Origin of the sequence: Actinomyces weissii (genome assembly GCF_016598775.1) — a bacterium.
In the GTDB taxonomy this organism is placed as follows: Bacteria; Actinomycetota; Actinomycetes; order Actinomycetales; family Actinomycetaceae; genus Actinomyces; species Actinomyces weissii.
In genome coordinates this window covers 1,683,757-1,701,375 of sequence record NZ_CP066802.1, presented here as the reverse complement: position 1 = coordinate 1,701,375, position 17,619 = coordinate 1,683,757, and the positions used below count along the sequence as shown (strand labels likewise).

The 17,619-nt window shown below is 73.6% G+C and carries 12 protein-coding genes; 10 read left to right on the top strand and 2 right to left on the bottom strand.

The genetic code is table 11. The features are described from left to right. Position 1 precedes the first annotated feature (1 nt). The 10 genes from JG540_RS06990 (at position 2) to JG540_RS06945 (ending at position 15,784) form a co-directional block, all read left to right on the top strand. Positions 2-1,351 carry a sensor histidine kinase gene (locus JG540_RS06990; protein ID WP_234042729.1) on the top strand — a complete coding sequence of 450 codons (1,350 nt, stop codon included), beginning with the start codon at positions 2-4 and terminating at the stop codon, positions 1,349-1,351. After that, positions 1,348-2,106 (top strand): response regulator transcription factor, encoded by a 759-nt coding sequence (locus JG540_RS06985; RefSeq protein ID WP_234042728.1) that lies wholly within the window; start codon positions 1,348-1,350, stop codon positions 2,104-2,106. The genes JG540_RS06990 and JG540_RS06985 overlap by 4 nt, the downstream gene beginning before the upstream one ends. A gap of 134 nt (positions 2,107-2,240) precedes the next feature. Continuing rightward, positions 2,241-3,008, top strand: a complete 768-nt coding sequence (locus JG540_RS06980; RefSeq protein ID WP_200274905.1) for an ABC transporter ATP-binding protein — start codon at positions 2,241-2,243, stop codon at positions 3,006-3,008. Further along, positions 3,005-4,753 (top strand): ABC-2 family transporter permease, encoded by a 1,749-nt coding sequence (locus JG540_RS06975; protein WP_200274904.1) that lies wholly within the window; start codon positions 3,005-3,007, stop codon positions 4,751-4,753. The genes JG540_RS06980 and JG540_RS06975 overlap by 4 nt, the downstream gene beginning before the upstream one ends. Before the next feature lie 268 nt (positions 4,754-5,021). Then, a complete protein-coding gene (gene smc, locus JG540_RS06970; protein ID WP_200274903.1) occupies positions 5,022-8,768 on the top strand; it encodes a chromosome segregation protein SMC in 3,747 nt (1,248 codons plus the stop codon). A 175-nt stretch (positions 8,769-8,943) separates the two neighbouring features. Next, entirely contained in the window at positions 8,944-9,264 is a 321-nt protein-coding gene (locus tag JG540_RS06965) for a hypothetical protein (RefSeq protein WP_200274902.1), read from the top strand. A gap of 296 nt (positions 9,265-9,560) precedes the next feature. Continuing rightward, positions 9,561-10,688, top strand: a complete 1,128-nt coding sequence (ftsY, locus tag JG540_RS06960; RefSeq protein WP_200278222.1) for a signal recognition particle-docking protein FtsY — start codon at positions 9,561-9,563, stop codon at positions 10,686-10,688. 290 nt (positions 10,689-10,978) lie between these two features. Next, positions 10,979-12,637 carry a signal recognition particle protein gene (ffh, locus tag JG540_RS06955; RefSeq protein WP_200274901.1) on the top strand — a complete coding sequence of 553 codons (1,659 nt, stop codon included), beginning with the start codon at positions 10,979-10,981 and terminating at the stop codon, positions 12,635-12,637. A gap of 144 nt (positions 12,638-12,781) precedes the next feature. Further along, the gene (locus JG540_RS06950) at positions 12,782-13,912 is read left to right on the top strand and encodes an amidohydrolase family protein (RefSeq protein ID WP_200274900.1); all 1,131 of its coding nucleotides are present in this window, start codon (positions 12,782-12,784) and stop codon (positions 13,910-13,912) included. Between the two features lie 348 nt (positions 13,913-14,260). Then, entirely contained in the window at positions 14,261-15,784 is a 1,524-nt protein-coding gene (locus JG540_RS06945) for an alanine/glycine:cation symporter family protein (RefSeq protein ID WP_234042726.1), read from the top strand. Positions 15,785-15,842: 58 nt separating this feature from the next. On the opposite strand, the gene JG540_RS06940 is transcribed toward JG540_RS06945, so the two are convergent. Continuing rightward, positions 15,843-16,478, bottom strand: coding sequence for a response regulator transcription factor (locus tag JG540_RS06940; protein ID WP_200274898.1), 636 nt, complete (start codon positions 16,476-16,478; stop codon positions 15,843-15,845). Beyond that, positions 16,475-17,608, bottom strand: a complete 1,134-nt coding sequence (locus JG540_RS06935; RefSeq protein WP_200274897.1) for a sensor histidine kinase — start codon at positions 17,606-17,608, stop codon at positions 16,475-16,477. Before JG540_RS06935 ends, JG540_RS06940 begins: the two co-directional genes overlap by 4 nt. Between the last annotated feature and the right edge of the window lie 11 nt (positions 17,609-17,619).

The following is a 17,619-nucleotide window of genomic DNA, read 5'->3' as shown; positions in this document are numbered from 1 at the left end:
GGTGAGAACCTTGGGTCCCGACAGCTCCGACGCCGCCATCCTGCGCGCGGCCACCGACTGGCGGCTCAGCGTCAGGCTGCTGGGCCGGGGCGGTACCCGCTGGGCCCTGCCCTGGACTGACCTGGCCCTAGGGGCGGTGTGCCTGCTGCTGGCAGGCAACAGCCTGTCCTTCATCAACCGGTTCGGAGCGAGCCCCTTCTACCTGGCTGACCTGCTGGTGGCGGTGGTGCTCGCCGGAGCACAGCTGCTCCGCCGCTGGGCCCTGCACGGCTCCTTCTGCGTGACAGCCGCGGCCCTGGCTGTCTACGCCGCCCTCACCTGGCTCTCGCCCCTGCCCCTGGGACTGTCCCCACTGAGCCTGACCGCCCTGAGCTCCTTGCACGCGGTCACCCGCTGGAGCCCGCAGCGGCGCTGGCGGCAGGCGGCCCTGACCACCGCCCTGGTGGGCACCCTCGTGAACCCGGTGAACATGCTGCTGACCGGCCGCAACCAGGTGTTCTCCGTGCTCTCCGCAGGTGCACAGCCGCAGGTCAGCGTTATCGGCCTGCTGCTGGTCTGCCTGGCCGCCACCGCCCTGGCCGCCCTGACCGTGCTGCTAACCGCCTCCGACGCGCGCCACCGCCGCCGCCTGGCGCAGGAGCGGGCCCGGCTGCTGGTGCAGACCCGGGCCACGGCGGTCGCTGCGGAGCGGCTGGATCTCGCCCGTGAGCTGCACGACCTGCTCGGGCACTCCCTGACCGCGATAAAGGTGCAGGCCGCTACCGCGCTCGCGGTCGGGGGCGGCAGCGTGCAGGCCCAGGCCCTGGAGAGCATCGAGCGCAGCGCCGCCAGCTCCCTGGAGGAGGTGCGCGACCTGGTGCGTCTGCTGCGTGCCAGCCCCAGCCAGCCGGAGGCACCGGCCCCCACCGGCCTGGTCGTTGCCGACGCCCTGGCACAGGCGCTGGAGCGCGCCCGGCAGGCCGGGCTCCACCTGGTAGCAGACACCCCCGCGCAGCCCCGGCTGCGGGAGGCCACCGCCACCTGGACGCGTCTGCAGGGCCTGGCCCTGACCCGGGCGCTCCAGGAGGGGCTGACCAACGCGCTACGGCACGGGGACGGCTCCGCCCACCTCACCCTGCGCCTGCCCCCGGGCCGCTGCGAGCTGGAGGTGACCAACCCCCTGCCCGCCGCCCCTGGGCCGCAGGCGGTGGAGGCTCCCGGGGCCGGGCTGGCCGGGCTGGCAGAGCGCCTGGCCCTGGTGTCCGGGAGCCTCCAGACCGGTACCACCACCCTCCCCGACGGGACCCCGGCCTTCCGGCTGCAGGCCTGCCTGCCCGTCGCTACCACGACCAGAAAGGCGGAGGAAGCGTGAAGGACCAGCAGCCCCCTAGCCCCAGCCCGGTCAAGACGGTCCTGGTGGACGACCAGGCCCTACTGGTCTCCGCCTTCTCCCTGCTGCTCGGCTCCCAGCCGGGCCTGGAGGTGGTGGGCACCGCTACCGACGGCGCCGCCGCCCTGGTGCTGCTGCGGCAGCTGGCGCAGGCGGGCGCCGGGGCCGACGTCGTGCTGATGGACATACGCATGCCCGTGCTGGACGGCATCAGCGCCATCAAGGCGATGCGCGCCGACCCGCTGCTCGCGTGCACGCCGGTGCTGGTGCTGACCACCTTCGAGGAGGAGGCCCTGGTGCTCGGCGCGCTGCGGGCCGGGGCACAGGGCTTCCTGCTCAAGGACGCCCAGCCCCAGGTGCTGGTGGCGGCGGTGCGGGAGGTGGCGGCAGGCGGGCACTGGCTGGACCCGGCCGTCACCGGCACCGTGCTGGCACAGCTGGGCGAGGCCGCAACGGGAGCCGCAGCCGGTGCCCCTGCCAGCAGCCCGGCCGCGTCCTCGGCCCCGGCGGCGGAGCCGGGCGGCCAGGTGGTGCAGGAGCCGCTCACCGGCCGGGAGCAGGAGGTGCTGGCCCTGGTGTGCGAGGGGCTGCCCAACGCCGAGATCGGTGAGCGCCTGCACCTGGCGGAGTCCACCGTCAAGACGCACGTGAAGTCCCTGCTCATCAAGACCGGCTGCACCAACCGGGTGGAGCTGATCGTGCTGGCCTTCCGCAGCGGCCTGGTGCCTCCGGCCTGAGACGACGGCGCAGCAGCCAGGTGGTTGCGGCTCCTCCCTGGGGAGGGGCGCAGGCCCGGCTCCTGGCTGAGGCCCGCACAAGCCGTGTACCCAAGGGGGATACGGGGCCCAGGGCCAGGTGCCAGCCTGGCTGCATGAACGAGACACTCCACCTCAGCCCGCAGATGCCGGTCCCGGCTGGCCCCCCTGGACTGTGCCTGCGCCAGGTGCACAAGGCCTTCGGCTCCAACCAGGTGCTGCGCGGCCTGGACCTCACCGCGCAGCCAGGCCGGGTATACGCCCTGCTCGGGCCCAACGGGGCAGGCAAGTCCACCTCCCTGGGCATCGCCCTGGGCCTGCAGCGGGCTGACGCAGGCGCCGTCGAGATCCTGGGGCGGCCCTGGAGCCGGGACCTGCTCAGCCACGTGGGCGCCTCCCTGAACGGCCCTGCGTTCTTCCCCCAGCTGTCCGCGCCGCGCAACCTGCTGGTGCACGCCCGCCTGACCGGCACCGACCCCGCCCGCATCAGCCCCCTGCTGGCGCAGGTGGGCCTGGACGGTGCCGGGCGCAGAAGGGCGGGCCGCTTCTCAACCGGCATGAAGGTCCGCCTGGCGCTGGCCATGGCGCTGCTGACCGACCCGGAGGTGCTGGTGCTTGACGAGCCCCAGAACGGCCTGGACCCCCAGGGGGTGATCGAGCTGCGCCAGCTGCTGCGGTCGCTGGCCGGGGCGGGGCGCACCGTCGTCGTCTCCAGCCACCAGCTGGGGGAGATGGCCCGGGTGGCTGATGACGTAGGCGTACTGGTGGCCGGGCGGCTGGCCTATGAAGGCCCCCTGTCCGGACTGGCTGACCCTGACGACGGCCCCGGGCTGGAAGCCGCCTACCTGGCGCTCGTGCAAGGCACGGGGGTGAGCCCCCGATGACTGCCCCAGCAGCTGCCCCCGGCCTGCCCGCCCGGGACCAGGCCCCCCACCGCCCCGTCTCCTTCACGGCGACGGTCCGGGCCGAGGCCCTGCGGACCCGACGCACCTTCACCCGTGGGGTGGTGCCCCTGACCAGCCTCTGGGCCCTGTGGGCCGTGATGGTAGCCTCCGCCGTCACCGGTGCGGGGCTGGCTACGGCGGAGGGACGCTGGGCTGGCAACGTCCTGGCCTGGCTCTCCGTCTACCCCTTTGGCCTGGCCCTGCCCACCGCGGCCCTGGCCGGGGCCATGAACCAGTGGCGGGAGCAGCGTGTGCGGGGCGGGGGCACCATGTGGCTGCCCCTGGGCCCCCGCCAGGTGGCTGGTGCCCGTGCCCTGGTGCTCGCCTGCGTCACCCTGGCCTGCCAGCTGGCCTGGCTGCTGCCCGTGCTGCTGTACGCCCTGGCCACCGGCGCGGGCTGGGGACCGGCCGACGACTACCTGGCGCTGGTGCTGCTGGAGTGGGTGGCTACTACCGCAGCGGCCTGGGGAGGGATGCTGACGGCGCAGCTCCTCGGTGGGGCGGCGGTGGGACTGGCTCCTGCCGTCGGCCTGGTGTGGGGCCTGGCAGGGGCGGTGCAGGCAGAGTCAGCCTCCTGGCTGCTGCAGCCCTGGACCTGGGGCACCCGCCCGGCGCTGCCGCTGATGGGGGTCCACGGAAACTCGGTGAACCTGGAGCCGGGGGCCGCCGCCTGGGACTTCTCCTTCCTGCCGGGCGTGCTGCTGCAAGCAGGGCTCGGGGCCGTGGTGCTGGCGGGGGTCCTCTGGGCCGCTCGCCGGGACGCTTACGGTCCCCGGTGGCACCTGGCAGGGGCGCGGGGGACGGTGCGGCCCGCAGGTGCGGCAGCGCCGTCAGGTACGGGAGCGAGCTCGGGGGCGGCTTCGGGTGAGGCAGCGCGAGGGACGTCGTCGTGGGGCAGGAGGGCGCGCCTGGAGCCGGGCGGGCGCTCAGCCGCCGCAGCGGGGGCCGGGGCGGTGGGGCAGCCAGCGGTGGCAGGGCCGCCTAGCCGTGGGGCACGCCCGGGGGTGCTAGGGGTGGTGCTGGGGCTGGGCAGCGTCCTGCCCTGGGGCCTCTGGACGCTCCTGGCCGGGCTGCTGGTCGGGATGACCCTGGCGGTGCGACAGGTATACGGCCCCCACCTGACGGTGTCCTTGCTGGCCCTGCTGGGGGTGCCGGTGGCGGCGACGGTCGTGGGGGTCTCCACCTGGGTGCGGCTGCAGCGGGGGTGGCGCGGGGCGCTGCTGCGGGTAGGCCCGCTGCGGGCGCTGGGGGCCGCCCTGGTCCCCGGGTGGCTGTTCCTCTCGGGTGTGCTCACGCTGGCCTTCCTGGTGGCGCAGGCAGGAGCCGGCCGGCCGGAGGCGGAGGACGGCGTGGGGGTGAGGCTCGTCTACCTGCTGCTGGTGCTCGCCTGGGTGGTCCTGGCACTGGAGCTGCTCGCCTACGCGCTCGCCCAGTCCTGCTCGGTGGCGGTGTCCGTGGCGGTGACGGTGCTGGGCCTGCTGGCCTCCCTGCTGATCGCCGGTAACACGGTGCTGTCCGGGGCGCCGGGGCTGTGGCTGACGGCGCCCTGGGGCTGGGTGCAGGTGGTGGGGGACTGGCCGCAGCGGTGGCCGGTGGTGGTCCTGGGCTCCTGGGCGCTGGCTGCGGCCTCCCTGGCGGCGGCTGCCTGGTCGGCGCGCCCGGCCGCCTTGCGGGAGGAAGGCTGAGCTCCCGCTCCTGCCGGGTGGGCAGGTGTGGGCGTGCTTCTGCCGGCCGGGTGCGCTTGCTCGCCGTGGCAGCGGGCTGGGACGCGGGCGTGGACTGTGGGGCGGGCCCGGGCTGGGGCGCGCCTGCGCGGGCGCACCCGCGTCCGGAGGTTGAGTCCGCGTCCACGGGCTGGCCCGCACTCGCGGGGCCGGACCAGGATCCAGGGCCCGGCGCCAGCACCCGCCCCGGCTCCCGCGCAGTGCCTGTAAACCTGGGTATCGTGGGCGCGTGCACCTCAAGACGTTGACGATCAAGGGCTTCAAGTCCTTCGCCTCGTCAACCACCCTCCGCCTGGAGCCCGGCATCACCGCCGTCGTGGGCCCCAACGGCAGCGGCAAGTCCAACGTGGTGGACGCCCTGACCTGGGTCATGGGGGAGCAGGGCGCCAAGAACCTGCGCGGCGGCTCCATGGCGGACGTGATCTTCGCGGGGGCGGGCTCCCGGCCCGCGCTGGGACGCGCCGAGGTCTCCCTGACCATCGACAACACCGACGGCGCCCTGCCGATCGACTACTCCGAGGTCACTATCACCCGCACCCTGTTCCGGGGCGGAGGCAGCGAGTACCAGATCAACGGCACCACCTGCCGCCTCCTGGACGTCCAGGAGCTCCTGTCAGACACCGGCCTGGGCCGCCAGATGCACGTGATCGTGGGCCAGGGACAGCTCGACGCCGTCCTGTCCGCCACCCCGGAGGACCGCCGCGGCTTCATCGAGGAGGCCGCCGGGGTCCTCAAGCACCGCCGACGCAAGGAACGGGCCCTGCGCAAGCTTGACTCCATGGCCGCGGACCTGACCCGCCTGACCGACCTGGCCACCGAGCTGCGCCGCCAGCTGGGCCCCTTGGCCAGGCAGGCGGCCGTGGCCCGCCGCGCCCGCAGCATCCAGGTGGAGGTGCGGGACGCTACCGCCCGCCTGCTGGCCGACGACGTCGCCCAGGCCCAGTCCCTCCTGGAGGCTGGTCAGGCCGACGCCGGGGAGCTGGAACGACGCCGGGAGGCGGCCGCCGCCGCGGAACGGCAGGCTCGTGACCGCCTGGCCGAGCTCGCCGCCGTGGACGCCTCCAGCGGACGGCGGCTGGAGCGGGCCACCACAACCTGGGAGGAGCTGGTCGGCCAGGCGCGGGCCCTGACCTCCCTGGCGGAGGTCGCCGCCGAGCGGGTACGGCTGCTGTCCCAGGTCCGCCACGCCGTCCACGGCACCGACCCGGAGGAGCTGGAGCGCCGTGCCGACAGCGCCGCCGCCCAGGAGGCTGAGCTGGCTGACGCGGTGGAGGCTGCCCGCAGCGCCCTGAGCCAGGCCAGCCAGGAGCGGGTGGACGCCGAGGCCGCGGACTCCAGCGCCGAGGCCGCCCTAGCCGCCCTGCAGCGCCGCCTGGCGGAGCAGCGGGAGCGGGTGGCCCGGGCCGGTGGGCGCGTCGCCTCCGCCCGCTCCCGGCACGAGGCCGCCCAGGTGGCGCTGGACCAGGCCCGCAAGTCCCTGGAGGCCGCCAGTGGGCGCGCCCAGCAGGCCCGGCAGGCGCTGACGGAGGCCGGGGGAGAGCGGGCGGCACGTCCTGAGCAGCCCGGGACCGGCACCGGCCCCGCCGGGCTCAGCCCCGAGCAGGCCCAGGCCCTCCAGGCGCAGGCGGAGCACGACCAGGCCACGCAGGCCCTGGCCGCCGCCCGGGACGCGGTCGCCAAGGCCACCGAGGCCCGCCGGGAGGCAGCCGCGGACGTCGCCACCTGGACCGCTCGCCGTGACACCCTGGCCCTGTCCCTGCGGGCCAAGGACGGCACCGGTGCGCTGATCGAGGCCGCCCCCTCCGGCCTGCTGGGCGCGCTGGCCGAGTGGCTGCGGGTGGAGCGCGGCTGGGAGAACGCCGTGGCCGGCCTGCTGGGCGAGCTGGCAGGCGCAGCCCTGATGACCGACGCTGCCAGCGCCCACCAGGCCCTGGACCTCTCCCGCGAGCAGGACGTGGGGCAGGTACGCCTGGTGCTGGCTGACGGGGAGGTGCCAGCACCTGCTGCCGACGCCGCGCCCCTGCTCCAGGCCGTGGCCACCGCCTGCCCGCAGGCGCTCGCGGCCCGGGGCCTGGTCACGGTGCTGCCGTCCCCGGGGCAGGAGGCCCCCGCGCTGGCGGCCCTGCTGGACCGGCTGCTTGCCGGGGCCGTCGTCGTGCCCGGGCTGGATGAGGCGGTTGCCTTGCGTGAGGCCGTGCCGGAGGCGGTGGTGGCGACCCGGGCCGGTGACGTGCTGGCGCCCGGCTGGGTGGTCGGGGCCGGGCGGGGGGCCTCCTCGGTCCTGGAGCTGACGGCCGCGCACGAGGAGGCGGCCAGTGAGGCGGAGGCGGCCGCGGAGGCGGAGACCCTGGCCGCAGGCGCCGTCGAGCAGGCCCGGGCCCAGGAGGAGGCCGCCCGCCAGCAGGTCTCCCAGGCCCTGGTGGCGCTGCGGCGGGCCGACGCCGAGGCCGCCCGTGCTGCGGAGGAGGTGGCCCGCCTGGCCTCCTCCGCGCGGGCCGCCACGGAGGAGGAGGGGCGGGCTAAGCGGGTCCTGGAGCGGGCCGAGGGGGAGCTGGCCACGCGCACCGCCGAGCTGGCGGCCGCCTCCGCCGCCCTGAGCGAGCTGGAGGAGTCCGGAAAGGACCCGGCGGACCAGGAGACCGTCCTGGAGCGGGCCCGCCATGAGCGGGAGACTGCCGCGGCCACCGCCAGCCAGGCCCGGGCCGCCGAGACCGAGGCCCGTCTGACCCTGCGCACGGCGGAGGAACGGGAGCGTTCTGGCCGGGGCCGTGCACAGTCCCTGCGGGCCACGGCCCGTCGTGAGCGGGAGGCGCGCGCCCAGGCGGAGCGGGCCGAGTCCCGGCGTCTGGCCAGCCTGCGGGTGGCCACCCACGTGCGGGACCAGGCGACGCTGGCCGCGCAGGCCGCCGCCGCCTCCGTCACCCGTGCCCAGGAGCAGCGCCGCCACCTGGAGCAGGAGCGGGTGCAGACCATCGAGGCCGTCAACGCCGTCCGGGAGGAGATCGACCAGCACTCCCGTGAGCTCTCTGCCCTGACTGACGCCGCCCACCGGGAGGAGGTGGCCCGCGCGGAGCAGCGTATGCGCCTGGAGGCCCTGGGGGAGCGGGCCCTGGCCGAGCTGGGCATGAGCCTGACGGACCTGGTGGAGGAGTACGGGCCCCACATGCCGGTCCCCGAGGTGCAGGCGGAGGAGGCCGCAGCGGTCCCGGATGCTGCCGAGGACGGCGCAGATGGACAGGACGGCCTGGCCCCGGGGCGCTCCCGGGCGGCTGGCGGGGCGGGGGAGCCCGTGGCAGCGGCACCCGTGGCGGGGCGGCCCTTCGTGCGGGCCGAGCAGGAGAAGCGCCTGGCCCGGGCGCAGCGGGACCTGGCCCGGCTCGGCAAGGTCAACCCCCTGGCCCTGGAGGAGCACGCGGCCCTGGAGCAGCGCCACCAGTTCCTGGCCACCCAGCTTGACGACCTCAAGCGCTCACGCAACGACCTGCTGCGGATCGTGGAGGAGATCGACGCCCGCGTGCTGGAGGTCTTCTCGGCCGCCTTCCGGGACACCGCCGCCCAGTTCGCGGACGTCTTTGACCGCCTGTTCCCCGGCGGCGAGGGGCGCCTGGTGCTCACCGACCCCAGCGACCTGCTCGCCACGGGGGTGGAGATCGAGGCGCGGCCAGCGGGCAAGAAGGTCAAGCGGCTGTCCCTGCTCAGCGGCGGGGAGCGGTCCCTGGCGGCGGTGGCCCTGCTGGTGGCGATATTCAAGGCCCGCCCCTCGCCCTTCTACGTGATGGACGAGGTGGAGGCGGCGCTGGACGACACGAACCTGGGACGGCTGCTGGAGATCTTCACGGAGCTGCGCGAGTCCAGCCAGCTCATCATCATCACCCACCAGAAACGCACCATGGAGGTCGCTGACGCCCTGTACGGCATCACCATGCGTGAGGGTGTTACCAAGGCGGTTTCCCAGCGTCTGGCAGAGCGCGGCTGAGGACGCCGGGTGGGCAGAGGAGGCAGGGGCTGGTGGAGCCTTCTCCCGACCCTAGTGGTGGCATGGTGGTGATTTAGGGAACGTATCGATCATGACCAAGCAGATAGTCAGGTCTGTGAAGTCTCGCATAAGCTCTCCGCTGGCGTGCGGGTTATCACGGGGGCATCATGGAGATATGGCACCCCTGATCCCTGTGCTCATGTTCCTGCTGGTCGGGCTACTGGTCCTGGCCGCTCTGCTGGCGGAGCGGCACCCCCTGCGTACCTGGGGTGCTCACCTGCGTACCTTCTTCAAGGTCCTGCGCGCACGTGACGAGGAGCCGGTGCGGGTCGTCTCCAGCACCGTGTCCCTGGACGAGCTCATGGTCCGTGACGCCACCCCTGCCTACATGGGCACGGACTCCTTCCCCGGGCTGGTCAAGGCCGTGGACCGGGCCCTGGACAACGCGGAGGCCGCAACCAGCGTGGGCCGGCGCGGCAAGGTCGGCGTCGGCTGAGCCGTCAGACCGGCGTCAGCACCCGCCCGGCCTGGCGACGTAGTCGGGCTCAGGGGCGAGACCATGAGGGCCGGTTCGGGGGCTTGAAGGCCTGAAGGCGCTGCGGCGAGCCTGCTGGCTCAGGGTCTGCTGGGGCTGCCTGCCCCGCCCGCCGTCTGCTGCTGCCAGCGTCGGCACGGCGCCACTACGACGGCGTAGGCAGCTGGCACAGCCTTGGGCGAGCCAGTGAACAGGCCGCCGATCTGTGTCGGTGCCCCAGCCTAGGCAGCTGTTTCAGGCATTATTGTCCTATGTATATGGACCCGATCTACATAGTCCTTGCCGTGCTGGCTGCCGTGGCCCTGGTCGGCGGCCTGTGGTACCTGGTCTCCCGCCGCCCCGGCTCCGAGCTGCCGCCGGAGGTCACCGCCCACAAGCCGGTCAGCGCGGAGGAGGCCACCGCCCCCACCCCGGCCCCCCACGCCACCCTGGACCTGCCCGAGTCCATCCCCGGGCGCATGCAGCGGCTGCGGGCCCGCCTGGCCGGGTCCGGGGGCTTTGGGCGCGCCGTCCTGTCCGTGCTCTCGCGCGGGGACCTGGCCGAGTCCGACTGGGAGGAGATCGAGGACACCCTGCTGACCGCCGACCTGGGCCTGGAGGTCACCACCAGCCTCATGGAACGCCTGCGCACCCAGGCCAAGGTGCTGGACACCCAGGACCCCCAGGCCGTCCGCGCCGTCCTGCGCGCCGAGCTGCTGGCCCTGGTGGACCCCAGCATGGACCGCTCCCTGAACCTGGCCAAGCCCGCCCCCGCCGCCGGGCTGGAGTCCGGCACCCCGGCCGCCGCGGTACTGATGGTGGGCGTCAACGGCACCGGCAAGACCACCACCTGCGGCAAGCTGGCCCGCGTGCTGGTGGCCCAGGACAAGCGCGTCGTCATGGGCGCCGCTGACACCTTCCGAGCCGCCGCCGCCGAGCAGCTGACCACCTGGGGGGAGCGCGTGGGCGTGCCCGTGATCCGCTCCGCCAAGGAGGGGGCCGACCCCGCCTCCGTGGCCTTTGACGCCGCCCAGGCCGCTGCCGCCCAGGAGGCCGACGTCGTGCTGGTGGACACCGCCGGGCGCCTGCAGAACAAGGCCGGGCTGATGGACGAGCTGGGCAAGATCAAGCGCGTCATGGAGAAGGTCGCCCCCGTGGGTGAGATCCTGCTGGTCCTGGACGCCACCACCGGGCAGAACGGCATGCGCCAGGCCCAGGTCTTCTCCGAGGCCGTGGGAGTGACCGGCATCGTGCTGACCAAGCTGGACGGCACCGCCAAAGGGGGCATCGTCGTCACCGTGCAGCGGGAGCTGGGCGTGCCCGTCAAGCTGGTGGGCCTGGGGGAGGGCGCTGACGACCTCGCCCCCTTCGACCCTGAGGGCTTCGTGGACGCCCTGCTGGGCTGAGCGCCTGCATGGAACTGTCCGTGCCCGGCGTGCCAGGCGCGTCCCGGGCGCACCCGCCTAGGGGGACCCGCCCGGCGTGCCCTTGAGCTGGAAGCCCAGCAGGCCCGCGAGGACTACGCACGGCAGAGGCCCGGCGTGCCCGTGCTCTGGAGGCACCCGTCAGCGTTGAGAGGCACCCGCCTGCTCTAGGTGGCGGAGCGGAACGCTATCCTAGGCGGCAGCACCGCCCGCCCTGTTCCTGGGGCGGGACCCGAAGTCAACGCGCCCCCGGCGCCCAGGAAGGACCCCGCGTGTTCGGCAACCTCTCCGACCGTCTAACCGCCTCGTTCAGCGCCCTGCGCGGCAAGGGCCGCCTGACCGAGGCCGACATCGACTCCACGGTCACGGAGATCCGTCGTGCCCTGCTGGAGGCTGACGTGGCCCTGCCGGTGGTGCGCTCCTTCACCGCCGCGGTGCGGGAGAAGGCCAAGGACGCGGTGCGCTCCAAGGCCCTGAACCCGGGCCAGCAGGTCGTCAAGATCGTCAACGACGAGCTGGTGGAGGTCCTGGGCGGGGCCACGCGCGAGCTCAACTGGGCGGACCGCGGCCCCACCGTCATCATGCTGGCCGGTCTGCAGGGCGCGGGCAAGACCACCCTGGCCGGGAAGCTGGGCTGCTGGCTCAAGGGCGAGGGCAAGCGGGTGCTGCTGGTCGCCTCCGACCTGCAGCGCCCCAACGCCGTCACCCAGCTGGGGGTGGTCGCTGAGCGCGCCGGGGTGGATATCTGGGCCCCCGAGCCCGGCAACGGCGTCGGCGACCCGGTGCAGGTGGCCCGCACCGGCGTGGAGCGGGCGCGCACCGCCGCCTACGACGTCGTGATCGTGGACACCGCCGGGCGCCTGGGCGTGGACGCCGAGATGATGGACCAAGCCGTGCGCATCCGCGACGCCGTCCGTCCCCACGAGATCCTGTTCGTGCTGGACGCCATGGTGGGGCAGGACGCCGTCAACACCTCCGTGGCCTTCCGTGACGGCGTGGGCTTCACCGGCGTGGTGCTCTCCAAGCTCGACGGCGACGCCCGCGGTGGTGCCGCCCTCTCGGTGCGGGGGGTCACCGGCGCGCCCGTGCTCTTCTCCTCCACCGGTGAGGGGCTCAAGGACTTTGAGCGCTTCCACGCCGACCGCATGGCCTCGCGCATCCTGGACATGGGTGACCTGCTCACGCTGATCGAGCAGGCGCAGAAGGCCTTTGACGACAAGGAGGCGGAGGACGCCGCCGCCAAGCTCGCCTCAGGCACCTTCACCCTGGACGACTTCCTGAACCAGCTGCGCCAGATCCGCAAGATGGGCTCCATGAAGAAGCTCCTGGGCATGATGCCCGGCATGGGGCAGATGCGGGAGGCTCTGGACGCCTTCGACGAGCGCGAGGTGGACCGGGTGGAGGCGATCGTCTGCTCCATGACGCCCGCCGAGCGCCGCGACCTGTCGATCCTCAACGGCTCGCGCCGCGCCCGTATCGCCAAGGGCTCGGGCACCAGCGTGCAGGCGGTCAACGAGCTGGTGGAGCGCTTCGCGCAGGCCAAGAAGATGATGGAGGCCATGGCCTCCGGCAACCTGGGCATGGGAGGCATGACCGGCATGGGCTCCCTGCCCGCCATGGGCAAGCACGCCAAGGCCCGGCAGGCCCCCAGGTCCAGTAAGTCCAAGAAGAAGACGGGCGGTAAGAAGGGGCGCTCCGGAAACCCGGCCAAGGCGGCAGCCCAGGCGCGGGCCGCTCGCGAGGGGGGTGCTGCCCCGGTGGAGGCCCAGCCGCAGCAGGCAGCGGGCTCGGCCTTTGGGCTGGGGGCGCAGGCCGCTCCCGGGGGCTACGGCATCATGCCCGGCCAGGGGGCCCCGGCTGACGACGGGGCGGCGATGGCTGACGCGATGGCGGCCCTGCCCGAGGACCTGCGCCGGCACCTAGGCCTGTGACCTCATGCCGCCCGCCCCGCCGTTCTCGCGAGACCGGGACATATGTACCGCGAGACCGGGACATATGTACCGCGAGACCGGGACATATGCACCGCGAGACCGGGACATATGTACCGCGAGACCGGTAAGGGTCGCCTTACTAGCGTGAGTGTGGAGCCGGGGCAGGCGCCGCTGACCAGACGAGCCGGGGAGGGCTACACCATCCCCGGTGGGCTGGTAGACGTCCACTGCCACATCGGTCTGGGGCCCGGCGGCGCCGTCAACCGGCCGACCGCCCTGGCTCAGGCACGAGCCGCCGCGCGGGCGGGTATCGGGCTCATCCGTGACTGCGGGGCGCCTACGGACACACATTGGCTGGAGGACCCCGGACAGGTGGCTGCGGCTGAGCTTGGCGCAAGCGGTGCCGACGCCGTCGGGTGGGACCGTGGCGCAGGCGGTGCCGACGCCGTCGGGTGGGACCGCGGCACAGGCGGTGCCGACGCCGTCGGGTGGGACCGCGGTAAAGGTGCTGGCTGCGCGCCGCCGCTACCACGCATCATCCGCGCCGGGCGCCACCTGGCCCGCCCCAAGCGCTACCTGCTTGGCTTCGCCGAGGAGCTCGCCTCCCCGGACCAGCTCCCCGAGGCGGTGGCCCGCCAGGCCGCGTGCGGGGACGGCTGGGTCAAGATCGTCGCCGACTGGATCGACCGCTCCCAGGGGGTCGACGCCGATATCGCGCCCCTGTGGCCCGCGCCGGTCCTGGCCGAGGCGGTGGCTGCCGCCCACGAGGCCGGCGCCCGCGTCACCGCCCACACCTTCAGCCGGGCTGCGCTGGGGCCGCTGATCGAGGCGGGAGTCGACTGCCTGGAGCACGCCACCGGCGCTGGCCCTGACGAGATCGCCGAGATCGCCGCCCGCGGCATCGCGGTGACGCCCACCTTCCTGCAGGTCGACCGCTTCCCCTCCTTCGCCGCGCAGGCTGGGGGCAGGTACCCGCGCTACGCGGCCACGGTCACGTCCCTGCACGCGGCTCACGAGGCGCAGGTCGCCGCCATGCACGACGCTGGGGTCCGGCTCCTTCCCGGCTCCGACGCCGGGGGCTCGCTGCCGCATGACTGCCTGCCCGCCGAGCTCCTGGCCTGGCGGAGGGCGGGCCTGGCCGACGTCGAGATCCTGCGTCTGGCCACCACCGGTGCCCGGGAGTTTCTGGCCGTGCCTGGCGTGGAGGCCGGGCCGGTGACCTACCTCCGCGACCCGGCTGAGGACCTGACCGCCTTGCTGGAACCAGTGCTTTAACCAGTGCTGGAGCCTGTGCTGGCTCCTTGATCCACGACCAGGCGGTCCCTGCCGCTGGGCAGGCGCGGGGTGGTGCTTGAAAGGCTCTAGCGGGCAGGGCCCGGCGTCCGTCGCTGCCTGACGATCAGCCCCCATTTATCCACAGCTTAGGTAGCCCTTACCGGTCTCGTGGTCCATATGTCCCGGTCTCGTGGTCCATATGTCCCGGTCTCGCGGTACCGATGTCCCGGTCTCGCGAGAGAAGGGCGGGGTGGGGGTGGGGGCCGGCTGGTGAACGGAAAAGTATTCACCTCCCTGTATGTTGTAGCCTCCGGCTGAACTCCCGCTCCCCAACGGATGGACACGACCGTGCAAGCAGCACCGACCGCTCTGGCCGCCCAGAGCACTGAACCCACCTCGCTGGTAGACGTCCTGGCGAGCCTGGAGGGCTTCGTCTCCGGCAACATCCTCATCTGGGTGCTCCTGGGAACCGGGGCCATGCTCACCGTGGCCACACGCTTCGTGCAGCTGCGGCTCTTCACCCGTGCCGTCCACCTGGTGCGGCGCTCCCGCCACCAGCGTGGCTCCCTGTCATCCTTCCAGGCCTTCGTGATCGGCCTGGGCGGTCGCGTAGGCACCGGAAACATCGCCGGGGTCGCCCTGGCCGTGACCCTGGGCGGTCCGGGCGCCCTGTTCTGGATGTGGGTGGTGGCCTTCCTGGGCATGGCCACCTCCTTCGCCGAGTCCAGCCTGGCGCAGGTCTTCAAGGTCCGCGCCGCCGACGGCATCTTTAGGGGCGGCCCGGCCTACTACATGCAGCGCGGTATCGGGCACGGTTGGCTGGGGCGCGGCATGGGCGTGGTCTTCGCCGTCATGCTGGTGTTCTCCTACGGCCTGATCTTCCCGATGGTCCAGTCCAACACCATCTCCCTGACCCTCCAGGAGGCCCACGGCGTCCCGGTGGCCCTCACCGCTGTGCTCCTCATGCTGGTCACCGCCCCGATCCTGCTGACGGGGATGCGCGTGGTGGCGCGTGTGACCGAGTGGCTGGTACCGCTGATGGCCCTGGCCTACCTGCTGGTGGTGGCCTTCGTCATCATCGTGTCCCTGCCGCGGGTGCCGGGGGTGCTGGCCGACGTCGTCGCGGGCGCCTTCCACCTCAAGGCGGGCCTGGCGGGCACCGGTGGCGGGCTGTTCGCCACCTTCCTCAACGGCACCAAGCGCGGCCTGTTCTCCAACGAGGCCGGTCAGGGCTCCTCTCCCAACGGCGCCGCCACCGCCGACGTCGCCCACCCGGTCACCCAGGGCCTGATCCAGGCGCTGGGGGTCTTCATCGACACCATCGTGATCTGCACCGCCACCGGCCTGACCATCCTGCTGGCCTCCAAGGAGGTCTACACCCCCGGGGTCGAGCCCGCCTGGGCGGAGACCACCCTGGTCCAGCACGCCCTGGCTGACGCCCTGCCCGGGCAGTGGGTCATCTGGTTCATGAGCTTCGTGGTGCTGACCTTCGCCTACTCCTCGGTGCTGGGCTACTCCACCTTCGCGGAGGTCAACGTCTCCTACCTGGGGGGCCGCCGGGTCTCCAGCCTGGCGCTGCGCCTGGCGATGACGGCGGCCACGGGCCTGGGCGCCGTCGTGGAGCTGAGCCTGGCCTGGGTGATGGCGGACGTGGCCCTGGCCCTGATGACGATCCTGAACCTGGTGGCCGTGCTGTGGCTGACCCGCTGGGTGCTGGGCACCTTGCGGGACTACGACCAGCAGCGGGCGCAGGGCGTGGCCGAGCCCGCCTTCGTGGCCGCAGGCAACCCCTTGCTGCCCGGCGACCTGGACGGCGACGTGTGGACCGCCGAGCGCGCGGCCCAGCGCGTGGCCACCCTGGACGAGGCCTGAGCCTGGACGAGGCCCGAGCCTGTCAGGCCTGAGCCCCCGGGCCTGCGCCGCAGACGCCTCAGAGCCAGCCGTTGGACTCGGCGGTGCGCGCCGCCTCGGTGCGGTTGCGGGCGTGGGTCTTGGTGATCGCGCTGGACAGGTAGTTGCGTACCGTGCCCTCGCCCAGGTGCAGCACCTGGGCTATCTCGCGCACGTCCGCCCCGTCGACGGCGGCCCGCAGCACCTCCTGCTCCCGGGCCGTCAGCGGGTTGGGGCCCAGGATCACGGACTCCTGGGCGAGGGTCGGGTCGATCACCCGCCCCCCGGCGTGCACCGTGCGGATGGCTGCCGCCAGCGCCTCGGGCGGGGTGTCCTTGACCACGAAGCCCGCCCCCCCGGCCTCCAGCGCCCGCGACAGGTAGCCGGGCCGCCCGAAGGTCGTCACGATCAGGCTCCGGCAGGGCAGCCCGGAGGCCTGCAGGCGGGAGGCTGCCGTCAGCCCGTCCACCACCGGCATGTCAATGTCCAGCAGTGCGACGTCGACGGCGTGCTCCCGCACCGCCTCCACCACCTGCTGGCCGTTGTCCAGCTGGGCGACGACCTCCAGGTCCGCCTCCAGCCCCAGCAAGGTGGCCAGGGCGCCACGCACCAGCGTCTGGTCGTCGGCTATCAGGAGCCGGATCGGCTCGCCCGCGCCGGGAGCACCCGGGTTCACAGGCGCACCTCCAGGCAGGTTCCGGGCCGCGGGGTCCCGGGGGCGGGGCTGCTCAGCCGCAGCTCGCCCCCGGTGCCCTGAATCCGCTCCCGCAGGCCGCGCAAGCCGTTGCCCGGAGCCTGCCCGGTCTGTGGCGGCAGGCCGACGCCGTCGTCCACCACCTGCAGCAGCCCGGGGGCCAGCACCACCTGCACGTGCTGGGCCTGCGCGTGCCGGATCACGTTGGTGGTGGCCTCACGTAGCGCCCAGGCCAGCAAGGGCCGCTGCTCCGCGGGGACGCCCGTGGCCGTGCCCTGGACGGTGGCCTCTAGCCCGGCGGCGGTAAAGGCTGTGCAGGAGGCCTTGATCTGGCTGCCCAGGTCGGGGGTGCGCAGGCGTGAGACGGTGGCGCGCACGTCCGTCAGCGCCGAGCGGGACAGCTCGATGATCTGGGCCAGCTCGGCCTCAGCCCGCTGCGGGTCGCGCCGTACCAGGCGCTGGGCCACCTCCGCCTTGAGGGTCGGCACGGTCAGGGTGTGCCCCAGGATGTCGTGCACGTCCCGGCTGATCTCCGCCCGCTGGGTGGTGGCCAACCGCTCAGCCTCCCGGGCCAGGCGCCGCTCAGACAGCTCGGCCGCGAGGCGCCCCACGACAATGAAGGCGCAGGAGCTGGCGCAGCCCAGCGACATCCAGACCTGCCCGGGCGGGGCGAGCAGAGCGGTCGCCGTCACCATCAGCGCACAGGCGGCGACGGTCAGGCTCACCCCGGTGCGCGCAGGCGTGGCGAAGAGCAGCAGCGCCACCAGGTAGGGAAGGAGGAAGACCTGGTACCAGCCGAGGACCGGAGCGCTAGGCAGGGACAGCGCCGCCAGCAGAGCCAGCCTGCCCGCTACCGGACGCAGCTGCTGGCGCAAGGTGGCGTCCGCGGGCAGCTGCTGCCAGGGGTGCAGGGTGGAGACGGCCCACACGTCCGCTGCCGCGAAGCAGAGCAGGCCCAGGAGGGCGGCTGCCCGCAAGGCCGCAGGCAGCTCGGTGGAGCGCAGCACGTTGGCGGCTGGCAGCACCAGCAGCACCACCCAGAAGGCGTTCAGCCAGTCGATGCGCTGGTACCAGGGGCCGCCCGGCCCCGCCGGGGCCTGCACGAGCGTCACGCTGCCCTGCC

What these genes read in the sequence shown, in the direction of transcription:
- JG540_RS06980 (WP_200274905.1), top strand. Translation starts at nt 2,241, where the DNA reads ATGAACGAGACACTCCACCTCAGCCCGCAGATGCCGGTCCCGGCTGGC.
- JG540_RS06975 (WP_200274904.1), top strand. Translation starts at nt 3,005, where the DNA reads ATGACTGCCCCAGCAGCTGCCCCCGGCCTGCCCGCCCGGGACCAGGCC.
- JG540_RS06965 (WP_200274902.1), top strand. Translation starts at nt 8,944, where the DNA reads ATGGCACCCCTGATCCCTGTGCTCATGTTCCTGCTGGTCGGGCTACTG.
- ftsY (WP_200278222.1), top strand. Translation starts at nt 9,561, where the DNA reads ATGGACCCGATCTACATAGTCCTTGCCGTGCTGGCTGCCGTGGCCCTG.